Consider the following 17,831-nt stretch of genomic DNA (forward strand, 5'->3'; position numbering starts at 1 on the left):
CGTGTCGGCGAGCAGTGAGCAGGAGGATCCGGTGGGATTCGATCCCGACGACCTGTACGAGGTGGACTCGGACGTCCCCGACCTGACCGGGGCGGTGTTGCTGCACCACTTCGAGGGGTTCATGGACGCGGGTTCGGCGGGTCGTCTGCTGGCCGAGCACCTGCTGAGCGGGGAGCACCGGGTGGTCGCGCGCTTCGACGTCGACCGCCTCATCGACTACCGCTCACGGCGCCCGACGATGACCTACGCGGTGGACCACTGGGAGGACTACGACGCGCCGGAACTGGTCGTCCACCTGCTGCACGACGCCGACGAGACGCCGTTCCTGCTGCTGGCGGGCCCGGAGCCGGACCACGACTGGGAGCGGTTCTGCGCCGCGGTCCGGAACCTGGTCGAGCGCTGGGGCGTCCGGCTGACCGCCGGCTTCCACGGCATCCCGATGGGCGCGCCGCACACCCGCCCGCTCGGCGTCACCGCGCACGCCACCCGCCAGGACCTGGTCGGCGAGCACCAGCCGCTGCCCAACCGGCTGCAGGTGCCGGGCAGCGCCGCCGCGCTGCTGGAGTACCGCTTCGGCGAGTGGGGGCACGACGCGGTCGGTTTCGCCGCGCACGTGCCCCACTACCTCGCCCAGCTGGCCTACCCGACCGCGTCGCTCAACCTGCTCGACGCGCTGGGCCGCGCGACCGGGCTGAACCTGGCCGTCGGCGAGCTGCGCACGGCCGCGGACCTCGCCGCCGCCGAGATCGAACGGCAGATCGCCGCGTCCGACGAGAACGCCGGCGACGTCGTCCGCGCGCTGGAGCGGCAGTACGACGCGTTCGTCGAGGCGTCCGAGAAGGGCAGCCTGCTCGCCGAGTCCGTCGAGCACATGCCGACCGCCGAGGAGCTCGGGACGCAGTTCGAGCGGTTCCTCGCCGAGCAGAACGGCGGCGAGACCCCGGAGCGTTAGGCCACGGCCAGCAGCACGCGCGAGTGCTTCGGCGTCGTCGCCTCGTCGACCAGCGCGAGCGCGAAGTCCGCGTAGGCGAACGTCTCGGCGGGGACGAGCGTCGTGACGGCGGTGCGGTAGGCGCCCGTGCCGTCGCCTTCACCCAGCACGACCGGCGGCGGCGCGACGACCAGCCAGTCCAGGCCGCTCTCGCGCAGCACCGCCAGTTCGGCCGCGTGCCCCAGCGAGAACGCGCGGTGCTCGGCCGGGAAGTCCGGCGCGTCGTGCACCGCGACGCCGGGTGCCGTCTCGAGCGTCGTCCCGATCCCGGCGACGACCAGCCTGCTCACCCCGGCCCGCTGCAGGCCGTCCACCAGCGCGCGGGCGGCGGCCGGGAAGAACTCGCCCGACGCTGTTCCGGCGGCGTACGCGACGCTGATGACCGCGTCGTGCCCGGCCACCACCTCCGCGACGCTGTCCGCGTCCGTGACGTCGGCCGCGACCCCCTCGTGGCGACTCGGGTCGCGTACCGCCGCGGTGACCTGGTGGCCTCTGGTGATCGCCTCGGCGACGACGCGCCGTCCGGCCCGGCCGCCGGCGCCGAACACGATGATCCTGCTCATGGAATCCCCTTCCGTCACCGGTGAAACTAGGCTCGGGGGTGCCGGTTACCGCAACGAAATCGGCTTCGACCTGGGGGTGTGCGATGACGACCTACGACCGCATCGGCGTCGGTTACGCGCGGGGCCGGCGGACCGACCCGCGCTGGCTCGCGCCGCTGCTCGACGCGCTGGGGGACGCGGGCACGGTGCTCGACGTCGGCTCCGGCACGGGGTCCTACGAGCCGCCCGGGCGGCGGGTCACCGCGGTCGAGCCGTCCGCGGAGATGATCCGGCAACGCCCTCCCGGCGCCGCGCCGGTCGTGCGCGCGGTCGCCGAAGCGCTGCCCTTCGCGGCGGGCACGTTCGACGCCGCGCTCGCGGTGCTGACCGTGCACCACTGGCCCGGGTGGCGGCGCGGCCTCGCCGAACTGCGACGGGTGGCGCGGCGGCAGGTCGTCCTGGCCTACGACACCGGGCGCCACAACGATTTCTGGCTGGTGCGCGAGTACGTGCCGGAGGTGGCGGAGCTGGAGCGGTCACGCCCGTCGGCGTCGGACATCGCGGCTTTCCTGGGAGCGCGGAGCGTCGTCCCGCTGCCGGTGCCGTGGGACTTCACCGACGGCGTCTTCCCGGCCCACTGGCGGCGCCCGGAGGCCTACCTCGACCCGGCGGTCCGGCAGGCGTGCTCGGCCCTGGCCCAGACGGCACCCGACGCCGTGGCGCGCGGCATCGCCCGGCTGCGCGCGGACCTGGCGTCCGGTCGCTGGCACGAGGAGCACCGGGACCTGCTGGACCTGCCGGAGTGGGACGCGGGCTTCCGGCTGATCACGTCGTGAGTGTTCAGGGCGGTTAGAACCGCCCTAAACACTCACGAGAGGTGACCGCGGGGTGAGGTACCGTCCCGGGATGAACCAGACGGAAAGCCGGTCGTCCGCAGCGAAAACCCTGAGGCGCACGCTGGGCAGGCTGTTGTTCCGGGTGGCCTCGAAAGTGCACGACCCGTACACCGATCAGCTGAACCGGATGAGCGCGGAGCTGCGCGAGGAGATCGTCCGCCAGGGTGACCGGCTCCTCGATCGGGTGGTGGAGTTCGAGATCCGCAGCCGCCGCGACATCGTCTACGCCGGTGACCAGGACGCCGCGCTGGAGAGCAACGTCTTCGCCCGCGAGCACCTGATCGGCGCCCCGCACTTCGGCCGTCCCAAGCAGACGCTCGAGTACGCGCTTTCCCTGGCGCCGCAAGGCGGAATGGCGCTGGAGTTCGACGTCGCGTCCGGCAACACGCTGCGCACGATCACCCACGCCCGCAACAGCGAACTGGTCTACGGCTTCGACTCGTTCGACGGCCTGCCCGAGGCGTGGCTCAACGGCATGCCCGCCGGCGCGTTCGCCCGTGACGACCTGCCGGACGTCCCGGGCGCCGAGCTGGTCGTCGGCCTGTTCGCCGACAGCCTGCCCGGGTTCCTGGAGGAACACGCCGGTCACGTCGACTTCCTGCACGTGGACGGCGATCTGTACAGCTCCGCCAAGACCGTCCTCGACCTCTGCGGGCCGCGGCTGCGCGCCGGCAGCATCGTGCACTTCGACGAGTTCTTCAACTTCCCCGGCTGGCAGCGGCACGAGTACCGCGCCTGGACGGAGTACGTCGAGCGCACCGGCGTCGAGTTCGAGTACGTGGCCTACACCTACAACGACAACCAGGTCACGGTGAAGATCACGAAGGTGTAGGCGGTCCGTCGGCGATCTGGCGCAGCTCGAGCGCGCCGGCCTCGGCCCACGGGTGCCGCGACGCGACCTCGACGGCCGTCTCGTGGTCGGGGCAGTCGAGGATGAGGTAGCCGCCGATCTGCTCCTTGGTCTCGGCGAACGGGCCGTCGGTGAGCAGGACGTCGCCGTCGCGCACCCGCAGCGTCTTCGCCTCGGCCGGCGGCCGCAGGCCGGTGCCGGTCTGCTGGATCCCGCGCCGCGCCAGCTCGGCGCCCCATTCGTGGCAGCGCTGGGCCATCTCGGGGCCGGCGGCCGCCGCCGCGGACTCGTCACCGGCGAGCAGGAGCAGGTATCGCATACGGTCAGCATGCCACGCTGCTCAGCCGAAGCAGCCTTCCTCGTTGAGCGGCCCGAACGACGGCAGCAGCAGCCCGCACAGGTAACCGTCGACCCACCGGCCGTTGCCGGTGAGGTTGACGGCGAGGCGGACCAGCGGCGCGAACCCGCGGATCCCGGCGGCGAGCGCGACCTGGTTGCGCTGCAGCATCGACGTCAGCTGGTCGAGCTGGGTGAGCAACGGCCCGAGCTGCCCTTCGTTGTCCTCGATCAGCCCGGACAGCTCGGTCGCGAGCCGCCGCGAACCGTCGAGCAGGGCGGTGATCGCGCTTTCGCGGCGGCTCACCTCGTCGAGCAGCTGGTTGCCGTCGTCGAGGATCTGCCGCACGGCGGCGTCGCGGTCGACGAGCGTCCGCGAAACCGTCCGGGTGTTGGCCAGCATCGTCGAGAGCCGGCCGTCGCGCGAGGCGAGCGTGTCCGAGAGCCGTGACAGTCCCGTGAGCGCGGCGCGGACGTCCTGCGGAGTGTTCGCGAGCGTCGCGGACAGCGTGTCGAAGCTCGTCGCCAGCTGCGCGGTGTCGATTCTGTCCACAGTGGACGACAGCTGGCCGAACGCGGCGAGGACGTCGTACGGGACGGTCGTGCGCGAGCGGGGGATCGGCTCGTCCGGGTCGAGCGTGGCGTCACCCCGCGGGTCGAGGGCCAGGAACTTCTGGCCCAGCACGGTTTTCAGCCGGATCGCCGCGCTCGTCGTGTCGCCCAGCCACGCGCCCTTCGCCTTGAACGACACCAGGACGTGGTCGCCGGCCAGCCGGACGTCCGAGACGCGGCCGACCTGCACGCCGGCGATCCGGACGTCGTTGCCCTCGGACAGGCCTGCGGCTTCGCCGAACTCGGCGGAATACGTGGTCCCGTCGCCGATCACCGGCAGAGAGCGGGCGTTCATCGCGGTCACCACGCCCAGGCCCAGCACCGCAATGCCGACGAGCGCCGTCCGGACCGGGGCGGCCTCGGCCCGGCGTATTGACATGGCGTCAAGAGTGACGCACCTCACGCCGGGCCGCCAGCGAAGTCCCCCGAAGAGGCGAAGATCGCCCCGTCACGCCGAAGTGAGCAGCGGGTACTCGCGGTACTCCAGCGCGTTGGCCGCCCGGTCGGTCATCCGCAGGAAGATACCGCCGAACAACCGCGTGCTCAGCATCTTGTAGGCGCGGTTGCGGTTGCGGATCTTCTTGGCCGTGCGCGGTGCGAGGAAGTTGCCCGAGCCCTTGCCGTTCTTCTGCCCGACAGCGGCCGGTTTGCGCAGCCGCTCCTCGTACTTCGCGAACGCCGTCACGTGGTCGCCGCCGGCCGCCGCGAGCTCCCCGGCCAGCACCTGGGCGCCCATCATCGCCAGCCCGGTGCCGGACCCGCCCGGCCCGGCGCACCACGCGGCGTCGCCGAGCAGCACGACCCGGCCCTTCGACCAGTGGTCCAGGTGGATCTGGCTGATCGAGTCGACGTAGAGGTCGTCGGCCGCGGGCAGCGCTTCGAGCAGCTTCGGCGTCTCCCAGCCGGTGTCCGCGAACAACCGCGCGACCAGCGCCCGCTGCTCGTCGGCGGTGCGGCGGCGGAACTCGACGTCGTCGGCGGCGAAGACCAGCCCGACGTGCAGCCGGTCGGGGTGCCGGTGACTGCCGACCATCAGGCCGCGGCCGGGCTCGTTGTAGTGCACGCTCGTGTGGTCGAGCCCGAGGTGGTTGGGCGCGGTGAACCCGGCGATGCCGAAGCCGAGGTCGCGGCGGAAATCCCGCTCCGGACCGAACGCGGCGGCCCGCACCCCCGAGTGCACGCCGTCGGCCCCGACGACCAGGTCGAACTTCCGCGGCGCCCCGCGCCGGAAGGTGACCTCGACGCCGTCCGCGCGCTCGGTCAGGCTCGTGACGCGGTCGCCGAAGACGTACTCGGTGTAGTCCTCGGTGTGCGCGTACAGGACGCGGGCGAGGTCGCCGCGCAGGATCTCGACCTCGCCGCTCCACGCGGCGCCGGGCACGCTCAGCTGCGGCTTCCCGTCGAGGCCGAGCACGGTCTGCACGCCCATCGCCGTCTCGAACCGGCGCACGTCGCCGAGGATCCCCATCGCGGCCAGCAGCTTCACCTGCTCACCCCGGAAGTCGACGGCCTGGCCGCCGGGCCGCAGCTCCGGCGCGGTTTCGACGACGGTGACGCGGTAGCCGCTGCGGTGCAGCCAGTAGGCCGCGGACGGGCCGGCGATGCTGGCCCCGGACACGAGCACGGTCTTGGCGGTCATCGGGAGGTCCTCTCGGTCGGTGATGACCGAAGACTGCGTGCCGCCGCTGACGACCCGCGCACCGTTCACTGACGGCGGCGCCACTCGCTGGGCAGCACGCCGTAAGCCGCGCGGAACCGGCGGGTGAAGTGGGTCGGGTCCTTGAACCCCCAGCGGCGGGCGACCGCGGCGATCGGGAGGTGCCGGTCGGCCAGGTCGGCGCGGGCCCCCGCCAGCCGAGCCGTGATGATCCACTGCTCGAGGCTCAGGTCCGCGGCCGCGCAGGCCCGGTAGAGCTGGCGCGGTGACACCGAGAGCGCGGTGGCGACGGACGCGGGGGACAGGCCGGGGTCGCCGAGGTGGTGGCGCACGTGGGCGCGCACCTGGGCGATCAGCGTCGGCTCCTCGCCCGCCGCGCTCACCAGCAGCGCCCGGACCAGGTCGACGCACACGCGGCCCAGCGCGTCCGCCGCGGGCGTCGCGCTGAGGGCGTCGGCGTCGCGGGCCAGGGCCTGGACGTGGTGCGCGACCAGCCGGTGGAGCGGGCTCGCCGCGAGTCGTGGTGCGGCCCGGCGGACCGTGGCCGCGGACAGGCCCAGCTCGTCCGGCGGGAGGTGCAGCGTCCGCGAGCCGCCGGGACCCAGCCAGACGAACGTGACCGGCCGCGGGGTGCTGATCAGGCTCAGCTCGCCGGGCTCCTCCCCGCGCGGGAGGGGGACGCCGGCGGCCTCGACGCGGGACAGCGTCAGCGGCCCGAACGACCACCAAGCGAGCTGCGTCTCGAACCCCACGGCCATGGAGCCAGTCAACCGGACCGCGGGGCGTCTCGACAGCGCCCGGATCCCGCAATCGCGTGGCGCGGACGGCCGAGGGCCGGGCACCGAGAGCCGATCCGGCACGCGCCGGGCGCTCCTAGGCTCGGTTTCTCGGAGAAAAGAGGTCGTGATGCCGTTCGCTCGCACTTCCGACGGTGCCGAGATCTTCTACAAGGACTGGGGTTCCGGGCCGCCGGTGGTATTCAGCCACGGCTGGCCGCTGAACGCCGACGCGTGGGATCCGCAGCTGAACCTGGTGGCGTCCAACGGGTTCCGCGCGATCGCGCACGACCGGCGTGGCCACGGCCGGTCCAGCCAGACGTGGACCGGCAACGACATGGACACCTACGCCGACGACCTCGCCGCGCTCATCGAGTCGCTGGACCTGACCGGCGTCGTGCTCGTCGGGCACTCCACCGGCGGCGGCGAGGTGACGCGCTACCTGGGCCGGCACGGCACCGAGCGCGTCCGCAAGGCCGTGCTGCTGGGCGCGGTGCCGCCGCTGATGCTGCAGACGGCGGCCAACCCCGGCGGCCTGCCGCTGAGCGCGTTCGACGACATCCGCGCCGGCGTCGCGGCCGACCGGTCGCAGTTCTACCAGGACCTGTCCGCGCCCTTCTACGGCGCGAACCGGCCGGGTTCGGCGGTCTCGCAAGGCCTGCGCGACCAGTTCTGGCGCCTGAGCATGCAGGTCGGGCTCAAGGCGGCCTACGACTGCGTCGCGCAGTTCTCCGAGCAGGACTTCACCGGGGACCTCGGCAAGATCGAGATCCCGGTGCTGGTGGTGCACGGCGACGACGACCAGATCGTGCCGATCGACGCGGCGGGCCGGCGCAGCGCCGAGATCCTGCCGAACGCCACCCTCGTCGTCCACGAGGGCGCGCCGCACGGCCTGTGCGGCGACCACGAGACTCGGTTCAACGCCGAGCTGCTCGAATTCATCCGGGAGTGACTGTGACCGTCCCCGCACCCACCGCTCAGGAACTGGCCGAGGTCGAGCGGGCCAACACCTCCGGCAAGCAGCCGGTCGTGTTCGTCCACGGGCTGTGGCTGCTCGACACCAGCTGGGACCGCTGGGCCGAGTTCTTCGAGGCCGCGGGCTACGCCGCGGTCACCCCGGGCTGGCCCGACGACCCCGCCACGGTCGAGGAGGCCCGAGCGAACCCGGACGTCTTCGCCAACAAGAGCGTCGGCGACGTCGCGGCCTACCAGCAGGCCATCGTCGAGAAGCTGGACCGCAAGCCGGCGATCATCGGGCACTCGTTCGGCGGGCTGCTCGTCCAGATGCTGGCCGGGCGCGGGCTGTCGGCCGCGACCGTCGCGATCGACCCGGCGCCCTCGCGCGGCGTGCTCCCGCTGCCGGCGAGCGCGCTCAAGGCGTCCTCGGCGGTGCTGACCAACCCGGCCAACCGCCACCGCGCGGTGGCGCTGACGTTCGAGCAGTTCAAGTACGGCTTCGCCAACGCCGTCAGCGACCAGGAGGCCCACGAGCTGTACGAGAAGTACCACGTCGCCGGCTCGGGCGTGCCGATCTTCCAGGCCGCGTTCGCGAACATCAACCCGCGCACCGAGGTCAAGGCTGACAACCTCAACCCCGACCGCGGCCCGCTGCTCGTCATCTCCGGCGAGTACGACCACCAGGTGCCGCACGCCATCGCGCACGCCACCTACGAGCGGCAGCTGAAGAACCCGGGCACGACGGAGTTCGCCGAGCTCCCCGGCCGCGGGCACTCGCTGACCATCGACAGCGGCTGGCAGGAGGTGGCGGCCACCGCGCTCGACTTCGTCAGCCGGTTCGTCAAATAACCGCAGGTCAGCCGGGTAAAGCGTCAGTTGGCCGGTGATGTCGGAGTTTCAGTGGCTAGCATGGCGCGGTGGACCGTTCCGCCGCAGGCCGGATCCAGGAAGACGCCGACGAGGCCGTCGAGGCTCGCATTCTGGACGCCGCCGCGCACCTCATCGCCGAGGACGGCTTCGGCCGGATGAAGCTCGGCAGTGTCTGCGCGCGCTCGGGGTACGCGAAGTCCGTGATCTACCAGCACTTCGGCGACAAGGACGGCCTCGGCGGCAAGCTGGTCGAGTACGCCGTCGAGGAGTTCACCGACGCCTACAGCGAAGCGGTGGCGGCCCGGACCGGGTCCGCCACCGCGACGCCGATGGACATGCTGCGGGCGCTGCTGGACATCATCTTCGAGCTCATCACGACGATGCCGACGCTCAACCACGCGTTCCTGGCCCTCTGGGGTGACGCGTCCGCGGAGAGCTCGGCCATGCGCGCCGCCCTCACCGAGGCCGACCGGCGGTTCCGCTTCGCCATCGCCCAGACCGTCGCCAGCGGCGTCGCGGACGGGAGCATCACGGGCGTCCGGGACGCCGACGCGTACGCGTCCGCGCTGCTCGCCCAGCTGCGCGGGATCTCGATGCAGGCCCTGATCGACCCGGACGGCATCGACCTGCGCGGCGTCCGCACCGAGCTGGAGCGCGGCGTCGACCGGCTGTCCGCGAGCTTCCGCGGCACGCTACAGGCTGAAGGCGATTGACCGCAGCACCAGCACGGCGACGAACACCAGCGTGAAGGCCAGATCGAGTGAGATCCCGCCGAGCCGCACCGGCCGCACGACGCGGCGCACCGGCCCGATCACGGGCTCGGTCGCCGCGTAGGCCAGCCCGCGGGCCCGCCGGGTCCACGGCGGGCTGGTGCCCACCACGGCGACCCAGTCCAGCACCATCCGCGCGATCAGCACGAGCATGTACAGGGTCAGCGCGAACCCCAGCAACGTCCCCAACGCACCCATCGGTCCTCCTCCGTCTTGCTACCCGATGAACGCGTGGGCGTGGCGGAGAGTGCCAGGTCTGTCCGGTTTCACAGCTTTTCGACAGGAACCAGGGTGACGCGGTACCGCCAGGACCCGTCTTCGCGGACGCCGCCGTGCCGCTCGATGGTCTTCGCCGAGGCGACGTTGCCCGGCTCGCAGACGAGGACCACCTCGGGCATCCCGCGGGCGCGCGCCTCGTCGAGCACGCGGGCCAGGGCCCAGCCCGCGAGCCCACGCCGGCGCGCGGACGGCCGGACGCCGTAGCCGATGTGCCCGGCGCCCGCGTCTCTGCGGCGCAAAGCGATCCCGCCGAGCACGCGCTCGCCGTCGACGATCCACCAGTACTCGGTGGACTCGTCGGTCGCCAGCCGCGTCAGCCAGGCCGTGAACCCGGCCGGCGTCCCGATCTCGTCGGCGGGGAGCAGCCCGAAGCCGTCCTCGTGGAGGCCGGGGCCCCACTCGGCGTGCGCGTCCAGCCAGGCGGTGCGGCGGTCCGCGGCGGGCGTGATCAGTTCCGGCACTCCGCGACCGTATCCGCCCACCGGTGGATCGCGAAGTGGCTGCCGTCCCGGCGGATCTCGGCCGCACCAGGGCCCGCGAAGTGGGCCGGCACAACGAGTTCCCGGTTGTCGGCCGCGCGTTCGAGCACGCTCCGGCGAGTGGTGGCGGCCTGGCGCGGGTCCTCGCAGAAGCAGCTGCTGTGGCGGGGATCGAGGAGCTGCACCGGGCTGTGCAGCAGGTCGCCGACGAACACGGCGCGGTCCGGACCGGACGCCAAGCGCACGAGCGACGAGCCGGGCGTGTGGCCGGGCGCCGGCTCGAGCGTGAGGTTGCCGTCGATGCGGTGGCTCGTCTCCCACAGCACGGCCCGGCCGAGCACGGGGCCGACGCTGTCGGCGTAGACGAGAAGGCTGCCTTCGCGGCGCAACTGCTCCTGCTCGGTGCGCGGCGCCGGGCGCCGGTGGGCGTTGCGCGGGTCGAAGTACGTCTGGTCGGCGCGGGGGATCAGGTAGGTCGCGTTGGGGAAGGCCGGCACCCACTCGTCGTTGCACAGCTTGGTGTTCCAGCCGACGTGGTCGTAGTGGATGTGGGTGTTGACGACGACGTCGACGTCGTCGGCCCGCACCCCGGCCTCGGCGAGGCGGTCCAGGAAGCCGGTCTTCAAGTGGTCGAACAACGGGATCTGCGGCCGCTGCCGGTCGTCGCCGACGCCGGTGTCGACGAGCACGACCTGGCCCTCGCTGCGCAGCACCCACGTCTGGACGGCGGCGTGGTAGCCGTCGGTCTCCGGGTTCCAGTGGTCGGGGGCGAGCCAGGATGCGTTGTCCCGCCGGAGTCCGGCTGGGCTGTCCGGCACGATGGTCCGCACCGGGGCGATCTCGCCCTGCCATTCGACGACCTTGAGCACTTCGACGTCACCGATCTGCATTTCTCCACGCTAGGACGCCAGCGTGAGTGTTTCCATGGCCGAAATGCTCGTCTGAATGCGCGATCGTCTCACGGCTACGATGGGCTCGTGGACCTCCTGAGCGACGCGATCGCCGCGATGCGGATCGGGCAGCCGACGTCGAACCGCCTGCGCGCCGGCTCGACGTGGTGCTACCGCTTCGCGCCGTACGAGGGCGCGGGGTTCCACGTGCTGCTGCGGGGGAGCGGCTGGCTGGTCCCGTCCGCCGGCGAGCCGGTACCCCTGGGCGCCGGCGACGTGGTCCTGGTCCCGCACGGCAGCGCCCACACGCTGTCGTCCGCCCCGGACGCCGCCGGCGCGGTGCCGTTCGAGACGGCGGTGCCCGAGCCGGACGGCCGCACGGAGTTCCTGTGCGGCAAGTACCGCCTGGACCGCGCGCGGCAGCACCCGGTGCTCGCGGGCCTCCCGGAGGTCGTCCACCTCCCCGCGCGGATCGGCCGCCACCCGGAGCTACGGGCGGCGATCGACCTGCTGGGGGGCGAGGTTGCGGCGTCTCACCCCGGCCGGGACACGGTGGTGACCGGCCTGCTGGACCTGTTGCTGGTGTACCTGGTCCGGGCCTGGCTGGCTTCGACCGAGCACCCGGGCTGGCCGGAAGCCTTGCGCGACCGCGAAATCGCCGCAGCGCTGGCGGCGTTGCACGAGAATCCCGCGGCCCCGTGGCGCATCGAGGACCTCGCGGCCCGGGTCGGCCTGTCCCGCGCGACGCTGGCCCGCCGCTTCACGGCGTTGACGGGCTGGCCCCCGATGGCGTACCTGACGTGGTGGCGCATGACCACGGCGGCGAGCCTCCTGCAGGACACGGACCTGCCGCTGCCCGCACTGGCGGCCAAGGTGGGCTACGGCTCGCCGTTCGCGTTTTCGCACGCGTTCAAGCGCGAATTCGGTGTGGCGCCGGGAAAGTACCGGTTGGGGGCCGCATGAATCGGCCCCTACCGCGTGTTCGCTGGTAGGGGCCGGTTTTGCGCAATGGACCTGGGTGCCCTCGGCAGGATTCGAACCTGCGACACCTGCCTCCGGAGGGCAGTGCTCTATCCCCTGAGCTACGAGGGCCCATCGCTGGGCGACGTCAGAAGCTTAGCGCATCCCCCGTGACCCGCGCGGGCAGGGCGCCGCAAAACGTGTTCGCTGGTCAGGGGGCTGAAGTTGATCCATTCGTGGGCGTCTCGATAGCGTGGGAGGCCCACCTGAAGGAGCTGTCGTGGTTGAGCCGTTCCGGGTACCGCTCGATGAGGCCGACGTCGCCGACCTGCGGGAGCGGTTGCGGCGGACCCGGTGGCCCGAGGCCGAGACCGTCGACGACTGGTCGCAGGGGGCGCCGCTCGACTACGTGCGGGAGCTCTGCCGGTTCTGGGGCGAGGAGTACGACTTCGGCTTCGCCGGCCGGCTCAACGCCTTCCCGCAGTTCCGGGCCACCGTCGACGGCGTCGGCGTGCACTTCCTGCACGTCCGGTCGCCCGAACCGGACGCGCTGCCGCTCGTGCTCACGCACGGCTGGCCCGGGTCCGTCACCGAGTTCCTCGACGTGCTCGGGCCGTTGACCGATCCGCGGGCGCACGGCGGGGATCCGGCCGACGCCTTCCACGTCGTCGCGCCGTCGCTGCCCGGGTTCGGGTGGAGTGACAAGCCCGCGCTCGAGATCCCGCGGGTCGCCGAGCTGTGGGACGCGCTGATGACGTCGCTCGGCTACGAGCGCTACGGCGCCCAGGGCGGCGACTGGGGTGCCGCCGTCACCAACGCGCTGGCGCGGTTCGGGCGCGTCGCCGGGGTGCACGTCACCTTCGCGTCGGTGCGGCTGGACCAGGACGACCCGACGGAGCAGGAGCGTCAGGCCCGCGCCGACCTGGCGGAGTTCCGGCGGACCGGCAGCGGCTACGCCGCGCAGCAGAGCACCCGGCCGCAGACACTCGGGTACGGCCTGACCGACTCGCCCGCCGGGCAGGCCGCCTGGATCGCCGAGAAGTTCTGGGCCTGGACCGACCACAAGGGACACCCCGAGGACGCCGTCGCCCGCGAAAAGCTCCTCGACGCGATCTCGGTCTACTGGTTCACCGCGACGGCCGCCTCGTCGGCGCGGATGTACTGGGAGAACGACGACCGCGACCTGTCCCTGATCACCGTGCCCGCCGGGGTTTCGGTGTTCCCCAAGGAGATCGTGCGGCCTTCGAGGCGGCAGGCGGAGCAGCGTTACGCCGACCTGCGGTGGTTCGAGACGCTGCCCGCCGGCGGTCACTTCGCCGCGCTCGAGCAGGCCGAGCTGTTCGTCCAGCAGGTCCGCGGCTTCTTCCGGCTGGTGCGCTAGCCGGAAGAAGCGCCGAAGCGTAATCGGTCCGCCAGGCGGGAAACCCCTCCTGGTGGATTGGTCGGCGCGCGCGTGCGGGGTACTTTTCGGATGGGTGAACTTAGGCTCCCCTCTGTTGCACATATGCGCATCCGACTATATGTTGAGCGTCGACGGTGAACCGGGAACGGAGGCGAAATGGGGCACGGACACGGGCACGGCCAAGCGGCCGCGCCGGCGAGCGCGTCGGGCCGGTACGTCCGGAGCCTGACGATCGCCCTATGCATCGGCGCCGGGTTCATGGTGCTGGAGTTCGTCGTGGGCTTCGCGACCGGCTCGCTGGCGCTGATCTCGGACGCGGCGCACATGTTCACCGACGTCCTCGGGGTCGGCATGGCCCTGACCGCGATCATCCTGGCCCGCCGCTCCGGCCCCACCGTCAGCCGCACGTTCGGCCTCTACCGCGCGGAGGTGCTGGCGGCGCTGGGCAACGCGATCCTGCTGTTCGGCGTCGCGGGGTACGTCCTCGTCGAGGCCGTCGGCCGGATCAGCGACCCGCCCGCGGTGGCCGGCCTGCCGGTGCTGCTGGCCGCGACGGCCGGCCTGGTGGCGAACATCGTGTCGTTCGCGGTGCTGCGCTCGGGGGCGAAGGAGAGTCTCAACGTCCGCGGTGCGTACCTCGAGGTGCTGGCCGACCTGATCGGCTCGGTCGGCGTGCTGATCAGCGGCGCGCTGACGCTGCTCACCGGCTGGCGCTACGCGGACCCGATCATCGGCGTCGCGATCGGCCTGTTCGTGCTGCCCCGCACGTGGACCCTGGCCCGCCGCGCGTTGCGCATCCTCTTCCAGCACGCCCCGCAGGGCGTCGACGTCGGCGCGATCAGCGCGGAGCTGTCGGCCCTCCCGGGCGTCGCGGACGTGCACGACCTGCACGTCTGGACCCTGACCTCGGGCATGGAGGTGGCTTCGGCGCACCTGACGCTCGCCCCGCCGGCGCAGCAATCGGACGTGCTGACCGAGGCCCAGAACCTGCTTTCGACGCGCTACGCGATCGAGCACGCGACCCTGCAGGTGGAGGCGCCGCACTGCGCGCGCCGCTGCCAGGAACTCTCCTGGTAGCTCGCGCCGCCCCAAGCCCCGAAAGCCGTGAAGGCCTCCTTACCGGCCATAAGAGCCGGTAAGGAGGCCTTCACGGACCTCGAAACGGCGGTCAGGGCAGCGGCTGGGCGCCTCGGCCCGCGAGCATCAGCTTCATCTGGTCCATCTCCGCGCCCTGGGATGTGAGGATGCTGTTCACCAGGGCCTTCAGCGCCGGCAGGTTCGAGTGCTCCGACGCGTACTGCGCCATCGACGTGCCGCCCTGGTGGTGGCGGAGCATCAGCTGCAGGAAGTAGACGTCGAACGGGCGGCCCGACAGCGAGCGCAGCTTCGTCAGCTCCGTGTCGGTCGCCATGCCCGGCATCAACGCGCCGCCCGAGGGCGACAGCGACGACGGGGCCATCGACATGCCGTCGTGGCCGGACATCGGTTCCGTCATCCACTTCATCGGCGAGCCGATCGCCTGCTCCGGCTGGTCCCACAGCATGAGCCAGCCCTTCATGCGGCCGACCTGCTCGAGCTGCGTGCGTTCGATGTCGAACGCGAGCTGCTTGATCTCCGGGTCGGTCGTGCGGTCGCGGGCGATGCCCGACATCGTGACCGCCTGCAGGTGGTGCGTCGACATGTCCTGCGCGAAGCCGACCTCGACGGAGTCGCGGGCCGGGGTGGCCGTGGCCGCCGGGTCGTCGACGGCGCGGGTGAGGAACATCCCCGCGACGCCGCCGATCAGCAGGACCGCCAGCAGCGTCCCGCCGATGATCACCCAGCGCGACCACGTCGGCTGCTCGACGACCTCATCGGTTTCGAGGTCGTCGAGGTCGGCTCCGGAACTCACTGGGACGGCGCGCCCGAGGCCGGGGCGGACGCGGGGGCGGTCGGCACGCCGCCGGGGGCGCCCTGCTCACCCTGCGCGGCGGTGCTGCCCTTGTAGTCCATCGGCTTCGCGTCCGGGCCCGGCTTCGACGGGTCGAACGGCGGCGGGTTGTCCGGGTCGAACGAGCCGGGCACCGCGTCGCAGGACGCGCCGACCTCGGGGTAGACGCCGTTCGGGTTGGAGCGCAGGGCCGCGATGAACTCGTCGATCCGCGGGTCGTCGGCGCTGTCCAGCTTCAGCTGGTGGCCCCAGGACTGCAGCGAGATCGGCTTGTCGAGACCGGGGTAGGGCGACAGCATCGTGAACGGCTTGTCCTTGGCGCGCACGCTCAGCAGGTTCAGCGCGTCACCCGAGATCTGCTGCGGGTTGTAGGCGATCCAGACCGAGCCGTGCTCCAGCGCGTGCACCATGTTCTCGGTGCGGACGGCGTTCGGGTAGACGATGCCGGTGCAGGTGGCCCACGTCTGGTCGTGCGGGCCGCCGAACGGCGGGGTCTTGTCGTAGGCGACGCGCTCGGTCGGCAGGACGTGGACACTGCCGGTGTAGGTCGCGGTGATGACGCCGGGGATGCGCTTCGAGGGATCCGGGTCGGACGCGGTCGGCGCGAACGCGGCGGCGGCCTCTTCGCGGCTCGCCTGGTCACGCTTCGGCGCGGACGCCACCATGTAGTAGGTGATCACGGCGGCGGCGAGGGCGACGATGGCCACGACCGCGATGATCGTGCCCCACGGCGTGCCCTTCTTGCTGACCACGGAACCGCGGGCCGCCTTCACGGCCGACCCCTTTTTCCCAGTTGTCCGGTTCGCCATGGCTCCCGCGTTCTCCTCTGCTGGCTGCGGACGGATTCCCGCCCGGGCCAGTGTAGAGACCACACGTCTGATCACCGTTAACACCTCACGTGGATGCCCCCCGTGACGTGGCCGAGACCGCTGCGAGCGCCCGACCTGGGCACACCTAGAATTCGACGAGTGACTCCCGCCGCTCTCGCCGACCTGGTCCGCAGCTCCGCCGTGCAGGTACTGACCGCACGCGGCATCGACGACACCGTGCTGCCGGAGCAGGTGACCATCGAACGCCCGCGCAACCCCGACCACGGCGACTACGCGACGAACCTGGCCCTGCAGGTGGCGAAGAAGGCCGGCCTGAAGCCGCGCGAGTTCGCCGAGGCGCTGGCCGCGGCGGTCGCGGCGGCCGACGGGGTCGCTTCGGCCGAGGTGGCGGGCCCTGGCTTCCTCAACTTCCGCCTGGCCGCCGCCGCGCAGGGCGACATCGTGCGCCAGGTCATCGAGGCCGGCGCCGCCTTCGGCCGCGGGGACGCGCTGGCCGGCACCAAGATCAACCTCGAGTTCGTCTCGGCCAACCCGACCGGTCCGATCCACCTGGGCGGCACCCGCTGGGCCGCGGTCGGCGACGCGCTGGGCCGCGTGCTCGGCGCGCAAGGCGGCGAGGTCACCCGCGAGTACTACTTCAACGACGCCGGTGCGCAGATCGACCGGTTCGTCCGGTCCCTGATCGCCGCCGCGAAGGGCGAGCCCGCGCCGGAAGACGGCTACGCGGGCGGCTACATCAACGACATCGCCGCCGAGGTCATCAAGGCCGAGCCGAGCGCGCTGTCGCTGCCGGAGCAGGAGCGGCACGAGACGTTCCGCCGCATCGGCATCGGGCTGATGTTCACCGAGATCAAGGACAGCCTGCACGAGTTCGGCACCGACTTCGACGTCTACTTCCACGAGAACTCGCTGCACGAGTCGGGCGCGGTCGACGCCGCCGTCCAGCAGCTGAAGGACTCCGGGAACCTCTACTTCGCGGACGGCGCCTGGTGGCTCAAGTCGTCCGAGTACGGCGACGACAAGGACCGCGTCGTCATCAAGCAGGACGGCAACCCGGCCTACATCGCCGGCGACCTGGCCTACTTCAAGGACAAGCGCAACCGCGGCTTCGACCTCTGCATCTACATGCTCGGCGCGGACCACCACGGCTACATCGCCCGGCTCAAGGCGGCCGCGGCGGCGTTCGGCGACGACCCGGCCACGGTCGAGGTGCTGATCGGCCAGATGGTGAACCTGGTCAGCGACGGCAAGCCGGTGCGGATGTCCAAGCGCGCCGGTACCGTGATCACGATGGAGGACCTGGTCGAGGCGGTCGGCGTCGACCCGGCCCGCTACGAGCTGATCCGCTACTCCGTCGACTCCACTTTGGACGTCGACCTGGACCTGCTGCGCAAGCACTCCAACGACAACCCGGTCTACTACGTCCAGTACGCCCACGCGCGGCTGGCATCCCTGCAGCGCAATGCTGCCGACCTGGGCATCAAGTCCGCCGAGTCCTTTTCGGACGTCGACTTCGGACTGCTCACGCTGCCCGCCGAGGGCGACCTGATCCGCACCATCGGCGAGTTCCCGGAAATGGTGCGTCGGGCCGCCGACATGCGGGAGCCGCACCGGATCGCGCGCTACCTCGAAGAACTCGCGGGCGCTTACCACAAGTTCTACACCGTGGGCCGCGTGCTGCCCCAGGGCGACGAAGAGGTGACCCCGCTGACCCACGCGCGGCTCGCGCTGTGCGAAGCGGCCCGCCAGGTCCTGGCCAACGGCCTCGCCCTGCTCGGTGTCTCTGCTCCGGAACGGATGTAAT

Annotated in this window: 20 protein-coding genes and 1 tRNA gene; 10 read left to right on the forward strand and 11 right to left on the reverse strand. The window is 71.9% G+C overall.

The features are described 5' to 3' along the window. The first annotated feature begins 31 nt into the window (after positions 1 to 31). Positions 32 to 952 (forward strand): proteasome assembly chaperone family protein, encoded by a 921-nt coding sequence (locus ACLJQZ_RS16000; RefSeq protein ID WP_410620754.1) that lies wholly within the window; start codon positions 32 to 34, stop codon positions 950 to 952. On the opposite strand, the gene ACLJQZ_RS16005 is transcribed toward ACLJQZ_RS16000, so the two are convergent. Then, positions 949 to 1,554 (reverse strand): NAD(P)-dependent oxidoreductase, encoded by a 606-nt coding sequence (locus tag ACLJQZ_RS16005; protein ID WP_410620755.1) that lies wholly within the window; start codon positions 1,552 to 1,554, stop codon positions 949 to 951. The genes ACLJQZ_RS16000 and ACLJQZ_RS16005 overlap by 4 nt on opposite strands. Before the next feature lie 83 nt (positions 1,555 to 1,637). On the opposite strand from ACLJQZ_RS16005, the gene ACLJQZ_RS16010 reads away from it, so the two are divergent. Further along, entirely contained in the window at positions 1,638 to 2,369 is a 732-nt protein-coding gene (locus ACLJQZ_RS16010; RefSeq protein WP_410620756.1) for a class I SAM-dependent methyltransferase, read from the forward strand. A gap of 70 nt (positions 2,370 to 2,439) precedes the next feature. Further along, positions 2,440 to 3,261, forward strand: a complete 822-nt coding sequence (locus tag ACLJQZ_RS16015) for a class I SAM-dependent methyltransferase (protein ID WP_410620757.1) — start codon at positions 2,440 to 2,442, stop codon at positions 3,259 to 3,261. On the opposite strand, the gene ACLJQZ_RS16020 is transcribed toward ACLJQZ_RS16015, so the two are convergent. The 4 genes from ACLJQZ_RS16020 to ACLJQZ_RS16035 form a co-directional block, all read right to left on the reverse strand. Continuing rightward, positions 3,248 to 3,598, reverse strand: a complete 351-nt coding sequence (locus tag ACLJQZ_RS16020; RefSeq protein WP_410620758.1) for a YciI family protein — start codon at positions 3,596 to 3,598, stop codon at positions 3,248 to 3,250. The two genes, ACLJQZ_RS16015 and ACLJQZ_RS16020, sit on opposite strands and share 14 nt — an antisense overlap. Positions 3,599 to 3,619: 21 nt before the next feature. Continuing rightward, a complete protein-coding gene (locus ACLJQZ_RS16025; protein ID WP_410620759.1) occupies positions 3,620 to 4,606 on the reverse strand; it encodes an MCE family protein in 987 nt (328 codons plus the stop codon). A 69-nt stretch (positions 4,607 to 4,675) separates the two neighbouring features. After that, positions 4,676 to 5,866: an FAD-dependent monooxygenase gene (locus ACLJQZ_RS16030; RefSeq protein WP_410620760.1), complete on the reverse strand. Its 1,191-nt coding sequence runs from the start codon at positions 5,864 to 5,866 to the stop codon at positions 4,676 to 4,678. Between the two features lie 65 nt (positions 5,867 to 5,931). After that, positions 5,932 to 6,642, reverse strand: a complete 711-nt coding sequence (locus tag ACLJQZ_RS16035) for a helix-turn-helix domain-containing protein (RefSeq protein ID WP_410620761.1) — start codon at positions 6,640 to 6,642, stop codon at positions 5,932 to 5,934. Positions 6,643 to 6,790: 148 nt separating this feature from the next. Between ACLJQZ_RS16035 and ACLJQZ_RS16040 the strand changes: the two genes are divergently transcribed. The 3 genes from ACLJQZ_RS16040 to ACLJQZ_RS16050 all read left to right on the forward strand — a co-directional run bounded on the left by ACLJQZ_RS16040 (position 6,791) and on the right by ACLJQZ_RS16050 (position 9,200). After that, positions 6,791 to 7,612 (forward strand): alpha/beta fold hydrolase, encoded by an 822-nt coding sequence (locus ACLJQZ_RS16040; protein ID WP_410620762.1) that lies wholly within the window; start codon positions 6,791 to 6,793, stop codon positions 7,610 to 7,612. A 2-nt stretch (positions 7,613 to 7,614) separates the two neighbouring features. Then, entirely contained in the window at positions 7,615 to 8,466 is an 852-nt protein-coding gene (locus ACLJQZ_RS16045) for an alpha/beta hydrolase (protein WP_410620763.1), read from the forward strand. Between the two features lie 68 nt (positions 8,467 to 8,534). Then, complete coding sequence (locus ACLJQZ_RS16050) at positions 8,535 to 9,200, forward strand: TetR/AcrR family transcriptional regulator (protein ID WP_410620764.1); 666 nt, start codon at positions 8,535 to 8,537, stop codon at positions 9,198 to 9,200. Here ACLJQZ_RS16050 and ACLJQZ_RS16055 read toward each other — a convergent pair. From ACLJQZ_RS16055 to ACLJQZ_RS16065, 3 genes are all read right to left on the reverse strand, one after another. Further along, a complete protein-coding gene (locus ACLJQZ_RS16055) occupies positions 9,180 to 9,455 on the reverse strand; it encodes a YggT family protein (protein ID WP_410620765.1) in 276 nt (91 codons plus the stop codon). The genes ACLJQZ_RS16050 and ACLJQZ_RS16055 overlap by 21 nt on opposite strands. A 68-nt stretch (positions 9,456 to 9,523) precedes the next feature. After that, complete coding sequence (locus ACLJQZ_RS16060; protein WP_410620766.1) at positions 9,524 to 9,997, reverse strand: GNAT family N-acetyltransferase; 474 nt, start codon at positions 9,995 to 9,997, stop codon at positions 9,524 to 9,526. After that, on the reverse strand, positions 9,985 to 10,905 hold the full coding sequence (locus tag ACLJQZ_RS16065) for an MBL fold metallo-hydrolase (protein WP_410620767.1): 921 nt from the start codon (positions 10,903 to 10,905) through the stop codon (positions 9,985 to 9,987). The genes ACLJQZ_RS16060 and ACLJQZ_RS16065 overlap by 13 nt, the downstream gene beginning before the upstream one ends. An 87-nt stretch (positions 10,906 to 10,992) precedes the next feature. Between ACLJQZ_RS16065 and ACLJQZ_RS16070 the strand changes: the two genes are divergently transcribed. Continuing rightward, complete coding sequence (locus ACLJQZ_RS16070; protein WP_410620768.1) at positions 10,993 to 11,868, forward strand: AraC family transcriptional regulator; 876 nt, start codon at positions 10,993 to 10,995, stop codon at positions 11,866 to 11,868. A 56-nt stretch (positions 11,869 to 11,924) separates the two neighbouring features. On the opposite strand, the gene ACLJQZ_RS16075 is transcribed toward ACLJQZ_RS16070, so the two are convergent. Next, a tRNA-Arg gene (locus ACLJQZ_RS16075) sits at positions 11,925 to 11,997 on the reverse strand. Between the two features lie 148 nt (positions 11,998 to 12,145). On the opposite strand from ACLJQZ_RS16075, the gene ACLJQZ_RS16080 reads away from it, so the two are divergent. Then, positions 12,146 to 13,246 (forward strand): epoxide hydrolase family protein, encoded by a 1,101-nt coding sequence (locus tag ACLJQZ_RS16080; protein WP_410620769.1) that lies wholly within the window; start codon positions 12,146 to 12,148, stop codon positions 13,244 to 13,246. A gap of 177 nt (positions 13,247 to 13,423) precedes the next feature. Beyond that, positions 13,424 to 14,344, forward strand: coding sequence for a cation diffusion facilitator family transporter (locus ACLJQZ_RS16085; protein WP_410620770.1), 921 nt, complete (start codon positions 13,424 to 13,426; stop codon positions 14,342 to 14,344). A 91-nt stretch (positions 14,345 to 14,435) separates the two neighbouring features. Here the strand turns inward: ACLJQZ_RS16085 and ACLJQZ_RS16090 are convergent, their stop codons facing one another. Together ACLJQZ_RS16090 and ACLJQZ_RS16095 are read right to left on the reverse strand one after the other, a co-directional pair. Next, on the reverse strand, positions 14,436 to 15,158 hold the full coding sequence (locus ACLJQZ_RS16090; RefSeq protein ID WP_410620771.1) for a DUF305 domain-containing protein: 723 nt from the start codon (positions 15,156 to 15,158) through the stop codon (positions 14,436 to 14,438). Beyond that, complete coding sequence (locus ACLJQZ_RS16095; RefSeq protein WP_247057162.1) at positions 15,155 to 15,970, reverse strand: DUF3105 domain-containing protein; 816 nt, start codon at positions 15,968 to 15,970, stop codon at positions 15,155 to 15,157. The genes ACLJQZ_RS16090 and ACLJQZ_RS16095 overlap by 4 nt, the downstream gene beginning before the upstream one ends. Positions 15,971 to 16,165: 195 nt before the next feature. On the opposite strand from ACLJQZ_RS16095, the gene argS reads away from it, so the two are divergent. After that, on the forward strand, positions 16,166 to 17,830 hold the full coding sequence (gene argS, locus ACLJQZ_RS16100) for an arginine--tRNA ligase (protein WP_326944155.1): 1,665 nt from the start codon (positions 16,166 to 16,168) through the stop codon (positions 17,828 to 17,830). Position 17,831: the final 1 nt, after the last annotated feature.

It is taken from the genome of Amycolatopsis sp. cmx-8-4 (genome assembly GCF_046548675.1).
GTDB lineage: Bacteria > Actinomycetota > Actinomycetes > Mycobacteriales > Pseudonocardiaceae > Amycolatopsis.

Coding starts and splice junctions, on each gene's coding strand:
- ACLJQZ_RS16005 (WP_410620755.1), bottom strand. CDS start 1,554: ATGAGCAGGATCATCGTGTTCGGCGCCGGCGGCCGGGCCGGACGGCGC.
- ACLJQZ_RS16010 (WP_410620756.1), top strand. CDS start 1,638: ATGACGACCTACGACCGCATCGGCGTCGGTTACGCGCGGGGCCGGCGG.
- ACLJQZ_RS16015 (WP_410620757.1), top strand. CDS start 2,440: ATGAACCAGACGGAAAGCCGGTCGTCCGCAGCGAAAACCCTGAGGCGC.
- ACLJQZ_RS16020 (WP_410620758.1), bottom strand. CDS start 3,598: ATGCGATACCTGCTCCTGCTCGCCGGTGACGAGTCCGCGGCGGCGGCC.
- ACLJQZ_RS16025 (WP_410620759.1), bottom strand. CDS start 4,606: ATGTCAATACGCCGGGCCGAGGCCGCCCCGGTCCGGACGGCGCTCGTC.
- ACLJQZ_RS16030 (WP_410620760.1), bottom strand. CDS start 5,866: ATGACCGCCAAGACCGTGCTCGTGTCCGGGGCCAGCATCGCCGGCCCG.
- ACLJQZ_RS16035 (WP_410620761.1), bottom strand. CDS start 6,642: ATGGCCGTGGGGTTCGAGACGCAGCTCGCTTGGTGGTCGTTCGGGCCG.
- ACLJQZ_RS16040 (WP_410620762.1), top strand. CDS start 6,791: ATGCCGTTCGCTCGCACTTCCGACGGTGCCGAGATCTTCTACAAGGAC.
- ACLJQZ_RS16055 (WP_410620765.1), bottom strand. CDS start 9,455: ATGGGTGCGTTGGGGACGTTGCTGGGGTTCGCGCTGACCCTGTACATG.
- ACLJQZ_RS16065 (WP_410620767.1), bottom strand. CDS start 10,905: ATGCAGATCGGTGACGTCGAAGTGCTCAAGGTCGTCGAATGGCAGGGC.
- ACLJQZ_RS16085 (WP_410620770.1), top strand. CDS start 13,424: ATGGGGCACGGACACGGGCACGGCCAAGCGGCCGCGCCGGCGAGCGCG.